This is a genomic window from Acidithiobacillus ferriphilus, assembly GCF_018854775.1.
GTDB lineage: Bacteria > Pseudomonadota > Gammaproteobacteria > Acidithiobacillales > Acidithiobacillaceae > Acidithiobacillus > Acidithiobacillus ferriphilus.
The window spans coordinates 1-14830 of sequence record NZ_JAAZTY010000050.1 but is presented as its reverse complement, the minus strand read 5'-3'; the positions used below and the strand labels follow the sequence as shown (position 1 = coordinate 14830).

Below are 14830 nucleotides of genomic sequence, written 5' to 3'. Positions count from 1 at the left end.
TGGAACCTCTTGCGCAGCAGACCCCTTCGCACGCTGAAGCAAGGCTGGCACCTACAGCTTCGCACACTCCGGAACAGCCTAGTCCTGATCGTAGCCGAACATCGACAATCAATACGGGTCGCGCACGTCCCGCAGCAGCATTACCGGCCAGCAGAACGCCCGCCGCAGCGACGCCAGCGAAAGGCAAGAAAGCTGGACCGGGGGGCGCGCGCGCCGGGGATGATGATGCCCGGCGCAATGGTGCCGCCCGGCGGGGCGGACGACGTAGTGATGAGGGAGGCAATGCCGATGCATTGGCACGGCGCCGCAAGTCCGGAGATAAACGAAGCCGCGGCAAGGGGGGGGTCGCCATCAGTGAATGGGCGGCAGCACCGGTCATCCGTGAAGTGGCGGTTCCAGAAACTATTACTGTGGGTGAGTTGGCTAGCCGGATGGCTATTAAGGCCACTGACGTAATCAAAACGATGATGAAGATGGGGGTGATGGCCACTATCAATCAGGTGATTGATCAGGAAACCGCCGCCATTGTCGTAGAGGAACTGGGGCACAAGGTGAAGTTGGTGGGAATTACCAGCCCCGAGGCCTTTTTGGTGGAGGATGGGATTGCGGCGACACCGATCATGGGCCGACGCCCTCCGGTGGTGACGGTCATGGGGCATGTGGACCACGGCAAAACATCGCTATTGGATCGGATTCGCTCTGCACAGGTGGCTAGTGGCGAGGCTGGGGGTATTACCCAGCACATCGGCGCTTACCATGTGGAGACGCCCAAGGGGATGGTGACCTTCCTCGATACGCCGGGTCATGAGGCGTTTACGGCCATGCGTGCCCGTGGTGCGCAGGCGACGGACATTGTCGTGCTGGTGGTGGCAGCCGATGACGGCGTGATGCCGCAGACGGTCGAGGCGATTCACCACGCCAAGGCCGCTAAAGTGCCCATCGTGGTGGCGGTTAACAAAATCGATAAGCCGTCCGTAGACCCGGAACGTATACGCCAGGAACTCGCCGGGCATGAAGTGGTGCCTGAGGAGTGGGGTGGTGACACTCAATTTGTGAATGTTTCTGCGAAGACCGGGCTGCATATTGATGATTTGCTTGACGCGATTCTGTTACAGGCGGAGATGCTTGATCTGGATGTCCAAGTAAACGGTCCTGCGAAGGGCGTGGTCATCGAGTCCCGGCTGGATCGGGGACGCGGCGTCGTGGCGTCTGTGCTCGTACGGCAGGGTACCTTGCATACGGGTGATATGCTTCTGGCTGGAGCACAGTTTGGACGAGTGCGGGCGTTGGTGGATGATACGGGCCGGTCGACACAGTCGGTGGTTCCTGGCATGCCGGCAGAAGTGTTGGGTCTGGGGGATGTACCGCACGCCGGTGATGAGGTGGTCGTGGTTGCCGATGAGCGTAAAGCCCGCGAAGTCGCGCTCTTTCGTCAAGGTAAATTCCGTGACGTGCGTTTGGCGAAGCATCAGAAAGCGACGCTGGAAAGCCTGTTCGAGGCCGCTGCAGATGGTCAGTTGCAGCAGTTGAACTTGCTGATCAAGGCGGACGTGCAGGGCTCCGTAGAGGCTTTGGCCATGACTCTGGAACGTCTTTCCACCGCCGAGGTGAAGGTCAATGTCATTCACTCCGGGGTCGGTGGAATTACGGAGTCTGATGTGAATCTCGCTGCGGCATCTCAGGCGGTTATCATCGGCTTCAACGTGCGGGCGGAAGCGCCTGCCCGGCGTCTGATCGACCATAGCGGTGTGGATGTTCGTTATCACAGCGTTATTTATGATGCAGTGGACGAGGTGAAGGCCGCTATGAGTGGTATGCTCGCTCCCGAAGTCCGTGAGCGCATTCTGGGTCATGCGCAGGTGCGCGATACGTTCCGGGTGCCCAAGGTGGGTATGATTGCTGGTTGTATGGTTACCGACGGTATCTTGCGGCGTAACGCCAAGGTCCGGGTGCTCCGTCAGGATGTGGTCATTCATACCGGAGAAATGGATTCCTTGCGGCGCTTCAAAGAAGATGTCAAAGAAGTGCGTGAGGGTTTTGAGTGTGGTGTGGGTGTCCGCAACTTCAATGATCTGAAAAACGGCGACGTTATTGAGGCTTTCGAAACCACCGAAGTGGCACGAACGGTCTAGGAGTCGGTGTTGCATAGTTCTCATCGCGCGTATCCGCGCGGCGCCAGAGTGGCCCATTTACTGCGGGAAGAAATAGCAGCGGTGTTGCCGCGCCTGCATGGGATGTCTGCCGACTTGGTGCAGTTGCCCCCCAGTATCACCATGGTGGATTTGCCGGCGGATATGCGCTCGGCGACCGTATATTTTTCGCTGATGGATGGCCCCGGGCGGGCCGGTGCGGTGCGTCAGGTGTTACAGGATCATGCCGGAGAAATCCGTCAGTTACTGGGAAAGCGTTTGGCCTTGCGGCGTATTCCGCCCCTGCATTTTATTTACGATGCGCGTTTTGATCGGGGTGCAGAAATGGCAGAACTCCTGGCACATTTGCCGTCGGCGCAGGAACAAGAGGATCTGCCATGAATTGTCAACATGGTCTGTTGCTCTTTGATAAACCTGCAGGACTGACGTCCAATGCGGCCTTGCAGCGGGTTAAGCGCCTGCTCGGCATTAAAAAAGCCGGACATACGGGGAGCCTCGATCCCGTCGCTACCGGACTGCTGGTCCTGCTCTTTGGCGAGGCCACCAAAGTCTCTGATTATATTCTCAACGCGGATAAGTCCTATCGAGCAACTTTGCGTTTGGGGCAAACCACGACAACAGGTGACAGCGAAGGAGAAATTCTCGAAGAGCGGCCGGTCGTCGTCAGCGAAGAGCAGGTGCGTATGATATTGCCGCGGTTTTCCGGTGTGATCGCGCAAGTTCCGCCCATGTATTCGGCGATCAAACAGGGTGGTAAGCCGCTGTACGAACTGGCGCGCAAGGGCCTGGAAGTGGAGCGGGCGGCGCGGCAGGTACGTATCGATGCGCTCGACCTGGTTTTGTTGGACGGCGACTGTTTGGTGCTGGATGTGCGCTGTTCCAAGGGCACCTATATCCGCAGCCTGGCGGCAGACATCGGTGCGGCGCTGGGGTGTGGTGCGCATGTCAACGGCTTGCGGCGCACCTCTACCGGTCCCTTTGATATTACGCAGGCGTTGACCCTGGAAGCGCTTGCTGATGTGCTGGGGCGCGAGGAGTGCCCACTTAAAGCCATGGATCTGGCTTTGGAATATTTGCCGGCGGTGACTCTGACGGAGAACACTGCCTATTATCTGCGTCAGGGACAAGGGGTCGTGGTTGCCCATACACCTGCATCCCTTGGGCGCATTCGCCTCTATGGACCGATGGGGCAGTTTCTCGGTTTGGGAGAGGTCATGGACGACGGAAAGGTGGCGCCTCGCCGCCTCATGAGCGTAAACTAGGGTTATTGTTTTTAGAATTTTCGAGGAGCAGGAATTATGTCGTTGTCTCGTGATATCAAAGCAGCAGTTGTTCAGGGCTATGCCACCCATGTGGGGGATACGGGGTCTCCTGAAGTACAGGTCGCCCTGCTGACTACCCGTATTGAAGGGCTGGCAGATCACTTTAAGGTCAATAAGCATGACCATCATTCCCGCCAAGGTCTTTTGAAAATGGTTGGCCAGCGCCGCAAATTGCTGGATTATTTGAAGAGACGGGATGTGAATCGCTATCGCACGCTGATCGAACGTCTGGGTCTGCGTAAGTAAGGAGAAGGTTTTGACCATTATTCGGAAAGAAGTAGATTTTGGCGGCCGCCGCCTACAGCTGGAAACGGGCCGAATGGCACGTCAGGCAGACGGTGCAGTACTGGTTTCTAGTGGGGATACGGTCGTTCTGGTAACGGCAGTGGCTCGCCGGGAGATAAAGCCGGGCCAGGATTTCTTTCCGTTAACGGTAAACTATCAGGAAAAGGCCTATGCAGCGGGCAAAATTCCTGGTGGCTTCTTTAAGCGTGAAGGGCGGCCCGCTGAAAAAGAGACGCTGACTTCACGTCTGATCGATCGCCCCATCCGGCCGCTCTTTCCCAAGGGCTTTATGAACGAAGTGCAGGTTATCGCCACGGTATTGTCAGTGGATCGGGATAATGACCCCGATATCTTGGCTCTGGTCGGTGCCTCAGCGGCCCTGGCAATTTCCGGCATTCCGTTCAATGGTCCGATTGGTGCGGCCCGGGTGGGTTATATCGACGGGCAGTATCTGCTGAACCCCAGTTACTCGCAATTGACCACTTCGCAACTGGATCTCGTGGTGGCAGGGACCCGGCAGGCGGTACTCATGGTCGAGTCCGAGGCGCAGCAATTGTCCGAAGAGACCATGCTGGAAGCGGTGATGTTCGGTCACGCGCAATTCCAGCCGGTCATTGAGACGATTGAGGCCCTGGCGCGGGAAGCCGGTAAATCGCGCTGGGAGTGGGTGGCGCCGGTGGCCGATGAAGCACTGGGTATGCAAGTGCGCGAGAAAGCCACGCCGCTTCTGCAGGAAGCCTATGCGTTAACGGAGAAGCAGGCGCGCAGCAAGCGCCTGGAAGATGTGCAGCAGTCGATGGTGATAGCCTTTGCCGCAGAAGATGCACAGCGCGGCGATCTGGTTCGTGGCCTGTTGAAAAAAATTGAAACCAGCATTGTGCGCGGCCGCATTTTGGATGGCGCGCCACGCATTGATGGTCGGGACAGCAGGACGGTACGTCCCATCACCATTGAGGCGGGCGTATTGCCGCGGACCCACGGTTCGGCGCTCTTTACCCGGGGTGAAACCCAAGCCTTGGTGGTGGCGACTTTGGGCACCAAGGGCGATGAGCAGATCATTGATGCCCTGCAAGGGGAGAGTCGTGATCGTTTCATGCTGCATTACAACTTTCCACCGTTCTCTACCGGTGAGACGGGCATGGTAGGCTCCCCCAAACGCCGGGAAATTGGTCACGGGCGCTTGGCCAAGCGGGCGATAGCGGCGGTCCTGCCAAGTAACAGCGAATTTCCGTACAGTTTGCGGGTGGTGTCTGAAGTGCTGGAGTCCAATGGCTCTTCCAGCATGGCGACTGTTTGCGGTGCCTCTCTGGCGCTGATGGATGCCGGTGTACCTCTCAAGGCGCCGGTGGCGGGCGTGGCCATGGGTCTCATCAAGGAAGGTGACCGCTTTGCCGTCCTCACCGATATCCTGGGCGACGAAGATCATCTGGGTGATATGGATTTCAAGGTGGCGGGCACCGAACAGGGGGTGACCGCCCTGCAGATGGATATCAAGATCGACGGGATTACCCGGGAAATCATGGCACAGGCGCTCAAGCAGGCGCTGGCCGGGCGGCTGCATATCCTTGGGCTGATGAATGGCGTGCTGTCCATGAGCCGTGGCGAACTGTCTGATTATGCACCGCGTATTATCACCATCCAGATTAATCCGGATCGCATTCGCGACGTCATCGGACCGGGCGGCAAGATCATCCGCGCCCTGACCGAAGAAACTGGTGCGACCATTGATATTCAGGATAACGGTACGGTAACTATTGCTTCTGTGGACGGTGAAGCTGGCGCCGCAGCGAAGCGGCGTATCGAATTGCTGACGGCGGATGTGCAGGTTGACACCATTTATGATGGCAAAGTGGCCAAGATCATGGATTTTGGTGCCTTTGTGACGATTTTGCCCGGGCGGGATGGCTTGCTGCACATTTCCCAGATCAGCAGCGAGCGGGTGAGTGACGTCCACGATCACCTCAAGGAAGGGCAGGTAGTGTGTGTCAAGGTCTTGGAAGTGGATCGTCAAGGAAAGATCAAACTGAGTATGAAGGATATCCCGCAATAAGTGGTCCGCTGACATCATGGTCAATGTTGTTGAACGCCAATGGGGGTGGATGGGTATGGTCCACCCCCTGCTTTTTATGGTCTTAGAAGGGCCCCCTCTTTGTATACACTCTTTTATAATTTCTTCCTGATATGACATATGCTACTGGATCGCTCCGCACAACGCTGGATAACGGTGTGACGGTAATCAGTGAGCGCCTGCCCGGACGCCGGAGCGTGGCTTTGTCTCTGACCGTCGGCAACGGCAGCCGGGATCAGGCCGTAGACGAAAACGGCTTTGCCCATTTGCTGGAGCACATGCTCTTCAAAGGTAGTACGGAACGCGATGGCGATGCGCTCAATGCGGCGATGGAGTCGTTGGGCGGTACCATCAATGCGTTTACGGATCGCGAAAGCACGGTATTTCACGGGACAGTGTTGGCGGAGGATGCCGCTGAAGCCTTTACGCTGCTGACCGAGCTGCTGACGAAACCGCGCTTTGACCACGCTGACCTGCGCCTCGAAAAGCGGGTAGTCGCGCAAGAGGCGGCCATGGCCGCTGAGGATGTGGAGGACTGGGTGCAGGAGCGTGCTCTCGCGGAAATCTGGGGGGCGCATCCCCTGGCCTGGCCGGTGCTGGGGAACGCACAGTGTATCCGGTCAGCCAGTCGGAAGCGCTTGCAAGCCTATCATCAGCGGGTCCTCGCCGAATCGCCGCTGATAGTCACCGCCGTCGGAGAAGTGGAACATGCGGCGCTCTGTGCCTGGGGGGCGGCGGCTTTCCGGGGACCGCGGCATGGCACCCGTGCTACCATGTCGGCCCCGCAGTTTCATGGCGGGCAGAAACGCCTGCGCCGCGCCCAGGCGCAACAGGCGCATCTGATCTGGATGGCGCCGGCTTGCAGCGTTGCTGCGGAGGATTACCTGGCTTATGTGGTCGCCAACGCCATATTGGGTGGCGGCACGGCGTCCTATCTGTTCCGCGAACTGCGTGAAAAGCGGGGATTGGCCTATCAGGTGTTTTCCCATCTCGACCCCCTCCGAGATTGCGGGGAGTGGACGCTCTATGCGGCCACGCCGGGCGCACAGCAAGCTCAGGCGGCAGAGGCAGTGGCGGAGGTCCTGGCTACATTACTGGAGCACGGACCGCGGCCGGAGGATATGGCCTGGGCGAAGCGCAGTCTGCGGATTCAGCTCCTGCTGGGGCAGGAGGATGCGGAAATTCGCATGAGCCGCCTGACGCGACAATGGCTGTATCTGGGACGCCTGATCCCGGTGGAAGAGTCCCTCCAGACCCTTGCCGCGGTGGACGCCGATGCCGTGTGGCGGGTTTTGCGTAAGGCCTGGACCGAGCGTTTTGAACTGATGTGCCTGCCGACACGGCGCTGAACTCAGGAAAAATGATCTTTCCAGCGGCGCAGCGTGCTGAAAACGCGGACAGGGTCGTCGCCGGTGTCGGGATCGAAGGTGTTGGCGCTGCGGATCAAGGCGGGTTCGTGGCAGCGTAGGAAAGGGTTGCTGGCGCGTTCCAGGGTCACGCTGGAGGGTAAGGTGGGTGCGTTGCGCGCGCGCTGTGCGGTGGCCATTTCTTGGCGCTGGGCTATGATTGGATTCTCCGGATCGACCTGTGCCGCGAAGCGCAGATTGCTGAGGGTGTATTCGTGGGCACAGTAGACGGCGGTATCCCCCGGCAATCTGGCGAACTGTTGCAGACTGTGGAACATCTGCGCTGCGGTGCCCTCAAAGAGGCGCCCGCAACCTGCGGCGAAGAGGGTGTCTCCGCAGAAAAGCGCGTCTTTCCAGACGTAGGCGAGATGATCGCGGGTGTGGCCGGGCACTGCCAGCACGGTGAGCGACTCCTCGTCCAGCGCCAAGAGGCCCGCGCGGACAGCGTGGGTGAGTTGCGGGATGCGCTGGTTGGCGCCATAGACCGGTATGCGGAAACGTTGCACCAGTGCTTCCACGCCACCGGTGTGGTCCGCATGATGGTGGGTGCAGAGAATGGCGCTGGGACAGCGCTGATGTTCCGCGCACCAGGCGAAGACGGGATCGGCGCAACCGGGGTCGATAATCCATGCGCCTTTGGGTGTTTCTGCGATGTAGATGTAGTTATCCGTGAAGGCGGGGATAAAATGGATGGGCATTTTTGCATCTCGCTACGGGCAAGGTACCATAGGCCCATTATGGCATTGAATTGGGGTACCCGACGCTAGTGTTTTCTTTTTCTGCCGCTGCGAGGCCGTTGCGCTGATATGCAGAGTCTGGGACGTCGCAGTCGACCGCGGGCGCGTCGTGCCGCCATCTGGTGGGATGGGAGCAGCGGTCGCCTCTTGCTGGACCGCGCCAGGGATATTCTGCCGCGCTGGGTAGAACGTCTGCAACCGGAGACTATTCTGCAACTCGGGCAACCCATTTTCTGGGGACTGCCGCCCGGCCACGAGCACACCTGGGTGCTGCTCAATGATGGCTTTGTCTTGCCCGTCGACGAGTATCTGCAAGCCTATGGCGCCTGTGAGGCGATGCCCTTTGCGGCCATGCGTTTCGATTTGGTTATCATCCCTTTCTGTCTTACCCGGATAGCCAATCCGCAGGCGGTGTTGGAGGAGTGCTGGCGGGTGCTGCGTCCCGAAGGTCATGTGCTGATTATGGATTTCAACCCAGGGGGTAGTCTGAGTGTGGTCCGCCGCTGGCACCTCTGGCGCCGGGACCGCGCCTGGCCATGGCGACGTCCCTTTCTGCCTCTGGGACGACTGCGTACCCTGCTGGAAGAGCAGAATTTTGTGCTGCGCGAGGGACGCTACTTTCAATATTCCGTGCCGGGCCTGAAGCGCAATGCGCAATGGATGGAACTGATGGGCGACCGCTGGTGGCCGGCGGGAGCCAACGCCTATTTGTTGCTGGCACAGCGGCGTGATCCCGGGCGTCCGCTGATCGGCGCGTTACGTCCGCTCAATTTGCGTTCCGGGCGTCAAAAAATCCGTTCCGAAGCGCCTGTTGCTTATGATGTCACAAATCCTGCCGAGAACCCTGCATCATGCAAAAAAAAATCATAGAGTTGTTTACCGATGGGGGGTGCCGCGGTAATCCGGGTATGGGGGCTTGGGGTGCGTGTCTGCGGCTGGCAGGGCAGGAGAAGGTTTTATGGGGCTTCGTTCCGGAAACGACGAACAACCGAATGGAGCTGACCGCGGCTTTGCGCGGCCTGGAGGCACTCAAGCGTCCCAGTGTCGTGCGGGTAGTCAGTGATTCCCGCTATCTGCGCGATGGTATGACCCAATGGTTGGCTGGCTGGCAACGCCGAGGCTGGCGGACCGCGGGTGGGGATGCGGTCAAAAACCAGGATATCTGGGAGTCGTTGGCGGCCATGGCGGCACGTCACGAGATCCAGTGGGAGTGGGTGAGAGGACACTCGGGGCATATCGAGAATGAACGGGTAGACGCGTTGCTGAATCTGGTCATGGATCGGTATGCAGCGGGCAGGCAGGTGCAGGAGGGCGAAGGATGGCTGTGAGGCAGGTGGTGCTGGATACGGAAACCACGGGCATCGACTGGAAGCAAGGGCATCGGGTAATTGAAATCGGGGCCGTGGAGCTGATCGACCGGCGGGTGACGGGGGTGCATTACCAGCAATATCTCAATCCGCAGCGCAGCAGTGATCCAGAGGCCTTGCGGGTGCATGGACTGACCGCCGAGTTTTTGCAGGATAAGCCGGTTTTCGCTGAGGTCGCGGACGCTTTTCTGGACTTCCTGGGTGACGCGGAACTCATTATTCACAACGCGCCTTTTGATCTGGGTTTTTTGAATCATGAATTGCAACAGGCGAAAAAAGCACCGTTGCGGCAGGCGGTAATGGATACCCTGGTGGATGCGCGCCGCCGCCACCCCGGCCAGAAAAATGATTTGAACAGTTTGTGCCGACGCTATAGTGTGGACAACAGTCGTCGTGATCTGCACGGGGCTTTGCTGGACTGCGAGATACTCGCGGAAGTCTACCTGGCGATGACCGGTGGGCAGGTGGATATGATGGGCCTTATAAGCACCATCGCGCTGCCGTCAGAGGTTCCGGCAGTCTCGCCGCCTAGCTCTGCTGGCGTCGCGCCGCTGGTTGGCCCGGTGTCTTTGCAGCGCAAGACTGCACTGCGGGTAATTCGTGCCAGCAGTGCGGAGGTCGCCGCACATCAGCAATATCTGCAAAATATGGGATCGACCGCTTTATGGCATGATGAGTGACCCTTGGACCGTCCGCATCTTGGCGGTGCGGTCGCCTGACATGGGTGCTTGACACCGGCAAGGCGCTTCGCTCAGGCTGGATGCTCGGCGAAATCCGCGTTCTTTTCGATGAGCTCAATGCGGTAGCCGTCTGGGTCTTCGACGAAGGCGATGACCGTGTTGCCATGTTTCATGGGGCCGGCCTCGCGCACGACCTTGCCCCCCCGCTGGCGGATGGTGTCGCAGGCCGCTGCAGCATTCTCGACTTCCAGGGCGATATGTCCAAAGGCTTCGCCAAGGGCGTAATGGTCCACTCCCCAATTGTAGGTCAATTCGATCACGGCACCGGCGCTTTCTTCCTGATAACCGACGAAGGCCAGAGTGAATCTGCCTTCGGGATAATCCTTGCGACGCAGAAGACGCATGCCAAGTACTTCTGTATAAAAAACGATGGCGCGATCCAGGTTCCCAACGCGCAGCATGGTGTGCAAGAGACGCATGATTTCCTCCTCATGTTGGGCGAATGATAGTCCGCAAGCGCCACCCCGGTGGACGACCCTTTACGCGGACTGCTGAAATTAACCCTGCAAACGCTTTTCGATGCGCAGACGCAACGCGTTGAGCTTGATGAAGCCCTCGGCATCTTTCTGGTTGTAGGCGCCGGCATCATCTTCAAAGGTGGCGATGCGTGGATCAAAGAGACTCTCTTGCGACTGCCGTCCCACCACCATACAACTCCCTTTGTAGAGTTTGAGGCGCACCACGCCATTGACCAATCGCTGGGTCTGATCGATGAGCGTCTGCAGGGCGCGGCGTTCCGGGCTCCACCAGAAGCCGTTGTAGATGATGCTGGCGTAGCGGGGCATGAGATCATCCTTGAGATGGGCGACTTCCCGGTCCAGGGTGATGGATTCGATAGCGCGATGGGCCTTGAGCAGAATGGTGCCGCCGGGGGTCTCGTAGCAGCCCCGGGATTTCATGCCGACGTAGCGGTTTTCGACAATATCCAGGCGTCCGATGCCATGCTCGCCGCCGACGGCGTTGAGGTGCGCCAGCAATTGCGCGGGATTGAGCGGTTCGCCGTCGATGGCGATGGGGTCGCCGTGCGCGTAGGTGATCTCCAGATAACGGGGCTGATCTGGCGCTTGCTCCGGCGCCGTGGTCCAGCGCCACATGCCGTCTTCGGCTTCCGCCCAGGGATCTTCGAGAACGCCACCTTCGTAGGAAATATGCAGCAGGTTGGCGTCCATGGAGTAGGGGGATTTCTTGCCGTGGCGTTCCACCGGGATGCCATGCCGTTCGGCATAGGCGAGGAGCTTTTCGCGGGAGTTCAGGTCCCATTCCCGCCAGGGGGCGATCACCTGAATGTTCGGATTGAGGGCGTAGGCCCCCAGCTCAAAACGCACCTGATCGTTGCCCTTGCCGGTGGCCCCATGGGCGACGGCATCGGCACCCACGTCGGCGGCGATTTCCACCATGCGCTTGGCAATGAGGGGCCGGGCGATGGAGGTCCCCAGCAGGTACTCGCCCTCGTAAAGGGTGTTGGCGCGGAACATGGGAAACACGTAATCACTGACGAATTCCTGGCGCAGATCATCAATGAAGATTTCCCTGGCGCCGAGCTTCTCGGCCTTGGCGCGTGCCGGTTCCAACTCTTCACCCTGGCCGATGTCGGCGGTGAAGGTGACCACATCGCACTGATACTGATCTTGCAACCACTTGAGGATGACCGAGGTATCCAGACCACCGGAATAGGCGAGAACGACTTTCTTGACCATGCATCAATCTCCTTGCAGTGCGGCCACGGGGCCGATGCCAAATAATAATTCCATCAGGGCTTTCTGGGCGTGCAGGCGGTTTTCCGCCTCTTCCCAGACGACAGACCGGGGTCCGTCGATGACTTCGGCGCTGACCTCTTCGCCACGGTGGGCAGGAAGGCAGTGCATGAATAAGGCGTCCGTCGCGGCGGCGGCCATGAGGGTGGCGTTGACCTGGAAAGGGGCGAGAATCGCCTTGCGTGCGGCGGCCTCTTCTTCCTGACCCATGCTGGTCCAGACGTCGGTGACGATCAGGTCGGCACCGCGCACCGCGGTCACCGCATCATGCAGGATCGTGACGTGATTACCGCCGGTCTGCCACATCGCGGCGGTCGGTGCGTAACCCGCCGGGCTGCCGACGCGCAGCTGAAAGTCGAAAATCCGCGCGGCTTCCATCCAGGAGTGGGCCATATTATTGCTGCCGTCGCCGATATAGGCCACGGTCCTGCCACGCAGGTCACCCCAATGTTCCGTCGCCGTCATCAGGTCGGCGAGGAGCTGACAGGGGTGGTGATCGTCGGAGAGCCCGTTGATCACCGGCACCCGCGACGCGGCGGCGAAGCGGATGAGATTGTCGTGACCGAAGGTGCGGATCATCACCATATCGACCATGCGCGAGATCACCCTGGCGGTGTCCTCGATGCTTTCGCCGCGCCCCAGTTGGGTATCCCGTGGCGAGAGGAAAAGGGCATGGCCGCCCAGTTGCGCCATACCCGTCTCAAAGGACACGCGGGTGCGGGTGGAGGATTTCTCAAAGATCATCGCCAGTGTCCGGCCCGCGCAGGGGGCGTAACGCTCGCCCGCACGCTGGATTTTCTTCAGGGCGATGGCGCGCTGCAGGAGCGCTCGCAGTGCGCTGGGGCTGAGATCGGAGAGACGCAAAAAGTGACGGATATTCATGATGCGGATTCCAGAAGGCTGGCGAGGCCAGCGACGAGGAGGTCGATTTCTGCCTCTTGCAGAATCAGCGGCGGCAACAGACGGATCACCCGTTCGGCAGTGACGTTGATGAGCAGGCCCGCCTCCAGGGCACGTTCCACCAGCCGTTCGGGCTTATGGGCCAGTTCGATACCCACCATCAGACCCATGCCGCGTACCTCCACCACCTCGGGGTGCTGGCCGAGGCGTTCGCGCAGACGCTGGCGGAGCAGGCCCCCCATTTGTTCCGCATGGGCGGGGATGGCCTCTTGCCGCATGGTGTCGAGCACGGCCTGGGCGGCGGCGCAGACCAGCGGCCCGCCACCGAAGGTGGTGCCGTGTTTGCCCGGTCCGAAGAGCGCGGCGGTCGACTGGCGGGCGAGCATGGCGCCGATGGGTACCCCATTGCCCAGTCCTTTGGCGAGGCTGAGCACGTCGGGCAGCAGACCAGGAATTTGCTGGTAGGCGAAGAAGGTCCCGGTACGGCCGATGCCCGTCTGCACTTCGTCCAGCATCAGGAGTAGTCCATGCGCGTCGCAGACCTCCCGCAAACCCGTCAGAAAACCTTCAGGCGCCGGGCGTACACCGCCCTCGCCCTGCACCGGTTCGACGAGAATGGCGCAAATGCCGGGGTTGGCGGCAACCAGCGCGCGGACGGTATGGAGATCGCCATAAGGGGCGCGCACAAAGCCCGGCACCAGGGGATCGAAGCCTTCCTGGATGCGAAAATTACCGGTGGCCGTCAGTGTCGCCAGGGTACGGCCATGAAAAGCGTTGCTGAATACCAGAATCCGCGGTTCGGCGATGCCTTTGCCATGACCGTGGAGACGGGCGATTTTGATGGCCGCTTCATTGGTCTCGGCGCCGCTATTGCAGAAAAAGGCCGCATCCATCCCACTGATCGTGCAGAGGGTGTCAGACAGTTTTTCCTGCGCAGGAATGTGGTAGAGATTGGAGGTGTGCAGCAGTTGGCCGGCCTGGGTCTGCAGGGCGCGGGTCACGGCTGGATGGCTGTGACCCAGGCCACAGACGGCGATCCCTGCCAGGGCGTCCAGATAACGGCGCCCCTCGGTATCATAGAGCCATACTCCCTCACCCCTTGCAAAAGCGACTGGCAGCCGGGCGTAAGTGGACATGAGTGGCATCAGGCTGCCGCCTCCCCGTCCAGGGCGAAAGCCGCGTGCAGCGCCCGCACCGCGAGTTCCAGATATTTTTCTTCGATGACGACGGAAATCTTGATCTCGGAGGTGGAAATCATCTGGATGTTGATGTTTTCCCGCGCCAGCGTTTCGAACATGGTGGCGGCGATACCGGCATGGGAGCGCATCCCGACGCCCACCACGGAAACCTTGACGATATGGGTATCGCCCCGCACGTCCTCGGCGCCGAGTTGCTGGGCCACGCTCTGGAGAATACCCTGGGTCTTGGCGAAATCATTGCGGTCCACCGTGAAGGTGAAGTCGGTTTTACCCGCCTCCGAAATATTCTGGAGGATCACATCCACATTGATATTGGCCGCAGAAATTGGGCCCAGAATGGCATAGGCGATGCCCGGATGGTCGGGCACGCCGACGACGGTGATTTTCGCCTCATTGCGGGAGAAGGCGATGCCGGAGACGCGGGGAGCTTCCACAGAATTTTCCTCATTGGTGACCAGGGTGCCGGGTCCATCCTGAAAAGACGACAAGACCCGCACGGGAACATGGTATTTCATGGCGAATTCGACGGAGCGGGTTTGCAGAACCTTGGCACCGAGGCTGGCCATTTCCAGCATTTCTTCAAAGGTGATGCGATCCAGGCGGCGCGCCCGGGATTCCACCCGCGGGTCGGTGGTGTAAATGCCGTCCACATCGGTGAAAATGTCGCATTCATCGGCATGCAGGGCGGCCGCCAGGGCCACGGCGGTGGTGTCGGAACCACCGCGACCCAGGGTGGTGATATTGCCATGCGGATCGACCCCCTGAAAGCCCGCCACGACCACAATCTTGCCGGCATCCAGTGCCGCCCGGATCTTGTGATCGTCAATATGCTCGATGCGCGCCCGGTTATGGGCCGAATCGGTCATGATGGCGACTTGCCCGCCGGTGAACGAAACGGCGGG

General features: G+C 59.9%; 15 protein-coding genes. 9 read left to right on the top strand and 6 right to left on the bottom strand.

Annotation, left to right across the window (positions count from 1 at the left end):
• The 6 genes from infB to HF921_RS04285 form a co-directional block, all read left to right on the top strand.
• On the top strand, positions 1-2132 hold a 2132-nt coding region (infB, locus tag HF921_RS04310), incomplete at its 5' end, for a translation initiation factor IF-2 (RefSeq protein WP_215893379.1).
• Positions 2133-2138: 6 nt separating this feature from the next.
• A complete protein-coding gene (locus HF921_RS04305; protein WP_215893378.1) occupies positions 2139-2531 on the top strand; it encodes a ribosome-binding factor A in 393 nt (130 codons plus the stop codon).
• A complete protein-coding gene (gene truB / locus HF921_RS04300) occupies positions 2528-3412 on the top strand; it encodes a tRNA pseudouridine(55) synthase TruB (RefSeq protein ID WP_215893377.1) in 885 nt (294 codons plus the stop codon). Before HF921_RS04305 ends, truB begins: the two co-directional genes overlap by 4 nt.
• 36 nt (positions 3413-3448) lie before the next feature.
• Positions 3449-3718 (top strand): 30S ribosomal protein S15, encoded by a 270-nt coding sequence (gene rpsO, locus HF921_RS04295; RefSeq protein ID WP_064219533.1) that lies wholly within the window; start codon positions 3449-3451, stop codon positions 3716-3718.
• A gap of 10 nt (positions 3719-3728) precedes the next feature.
• Positions 3729-5807 carry a polyribonucleotide nucleotidyltransferase gene (gene pnp, locus HF921_RS04290; protein ID WP_215893376.1) on the top strand — a complete coding sequence of 693 codons (2079 nt, stop codon included), beginning with the start codon at positions 3729-3731 and terminating at the stop codon, positions 5805-5807.
• Between the two features lie 176 nt (positions 5808-5983).
• Positions 5984-7174 (top strand): M16 family metallopeptidase, encoded by a 1191-nt coding sequence (locus HF921_RS04285; RefSeq protein ID WP_231104511.1) that lies wholly within the window; start codon positions 5984-5986, stop codon positions 7172-7174.
• Between the two features lie 2 nt (positions 7175-7176).
• Here the strand turns inward: HF921_RS04285 and gloB are convergent, their stop codons facing one another.
• On the bottom strand, positions 7177-7929 hold the full coding sequence (gloB, locus tag HF921_RS04280) for a hydroxyacylglutathione hydrolase (protein WP_215893375.1): 753 nt from the start codon (positions 7927-7929) through the stop codon (positions 7177-7179).
• A 108-nt stretch (positions 7930-8037) separates the two neighbouring features.
• Between gloB and HF921_RS04275 the strand changes: the two genes are divergently transcribed.
• The 3 genes from HF921_RS04275 to dnaQ are packed head-to-tail and all read left to right on the top strand — an operon-like array spanning position 8038 to position 10015.
• Positions 8038-8838, top strand: coding sequence for a class I SAM-dependent methyltransferase (locus tag HF921_RS04275; RefSeq protein ID WP_064219420.1), 801 nt, complete (start codon positions 8038-8040; stop codon positions 8836-8838).
• A complete protein-coding gene (gene rnhA, locus HF921_RS04270) occupies positions 8820-9296 on the top strand; it encodes a ribonuclease HI (RefSeq protein WP_064219421.1) in 477 nt (158 codons plus the stop codon). Before HF921_RS04275 ends, rnhA begins: the two co-directional genes overlap by 19 nt.
• Complete coding sequence (dnaQ, locus tag HF921_RS04265) at positions 9287-10015, top strand: DNA polymerase III subunit epsilon (protein ID WP_064219422.1); 729 nt, start codon at positions 9287-9289, stop codon at positions 10013-10015. Before rnhA ends, dnaQ begins: the two co-directional genes overlap by 10 nt.
• A gap of 71 nt (positions 10016-10086) precedes the next feature.
• On the opposite strand, the gene gloA is transcribed toward dnaQ, so the two are convergent.
• From gloA to HF921_RS04240, 5 genes are all read right to left on the bottom strand, one after another.
• Entirely contained in the window at positions 10087-10494 is a 408-nt protein-coding gene (gene gloA, locus HF921_RS04260) for a lactoylglutathione lyase (protein WP_064219423.1), read from the bottom strand.
• A 78-nt stretch (positions 10495-10572) separates the two neighbouring features.
• Positions 10573-11772 carry an argininosuccinate synthase gene (locus HF921_RS04255; protein ID WP_064219424.1) on the bottom strand — a complete coding sequence of 400 codons (1200 nt, stop codon included), beginning with the start codon at positions 11770-11772 and terminating at the stop codon, positions 10573-10575.
• Positions 11773-11775: 3 nt separating this feature from the next.
• Positions 11776-12711 carry an ornithine carbamoyltransferase gene (gene argF, locus HF921_RS04250; protein WP_064219425.1) on the bottom strand — a complete coding sequence of 312 codons (936 nt, stop codon included), beginning with the start codon at positions 12709-12711 and terminating at the stop codon, positions 11776-11778.
• A complete protein-coding gene (locus tag HF921_RS04245; RefSeq protein WP_215849130.1) occupies positions 12708-13874 on the bottom strand; it encodes an aspartate aminotransferase family protein in 1167 nt (388 codons plus the stop codon). Before HF921_RS04245 ends, argF begins: the two co-directional genes overlap by 4 nt.
• A partial coding sequence (locus HF921_RS04240; RefSeq protein ID WP_215861442.1) for an aspartate kinase occupies positions 13874-14830 on the bottom strand: 957 nt, incomplete at its 5' end. The genes HF921_RS04240 and HF921_RS04245, both read right to left, overlap by 1 nt.

Bases quoted from the DNA above. Each gene is read 5' to 3' on its own strand.
- truB (WP_215893377.1), top strand. From the start codon at position 2,528: ATGAATTGTCAACATGGTCTGTTGCTCTTTGATAAACCTGCAGGACTG.
- rpsO (WP_064219533.1), top strand. From the start codon at position 3,449: ATGTCGTTGTCTCGTGATATCAAAGCAGCAGTTGTTCAGGGCTATGCC.
- gloB (WP_215893375.1), bottom strand. From the start codon at position 7,929: ATGCCCATCCATTTTATCCCCGCCTTCACGGATAACTACATCTACATC.
- HF921_RS04275 (WP_064219420.1), top strand. From the start codon at position 8,038: ATGCAGAGTCTGGGACGTCGCAGTCGACCGCGGGCGCGTCGTGCCGCC.
- rnhA (WP_064219421.1), top strand. From the start codon at position 8,820: ATGCAAAAAAAAATCATAGAGTTGTTTACCGATGGGGGGTGCCGCGGT.
- dnaQ (WP_064219422.1), top strand. From the start codon at position 9,287: ATGGCTGTGAGGCAGGTGGTGCTGGATACGGAAACCACGGGCATCGAC.
- gloA (WP_064219423.1), bottom strand. From the start codon at position 10,494: ATGCGTCTCTTGCACACCATGCTGCGCGTTGGGAACCTGGATCGCGCC.
- HF921_RS04255 (WP_064219424.1), bottom strand. From the start codon at position 11,772: ATGGTCAAGAAAGTCGTTCTCGCCTATTCCGGTGGTCTGGATACCTCG.
- argF (WP_064219425.1), bottom strand. From the start codon at position 12,711: ATGAATATCCGTCACTTTTTGCGTCTCTCCGATCTCAGCCCCAGCGCA.
- HF921_RS04245 (WP_215849130.1), bottom strand. From the start codon at position 13,874: ATGCCACTCATGTCCACTTACGCCCGGCTGCCAGTCGCTTTTGCAAGG.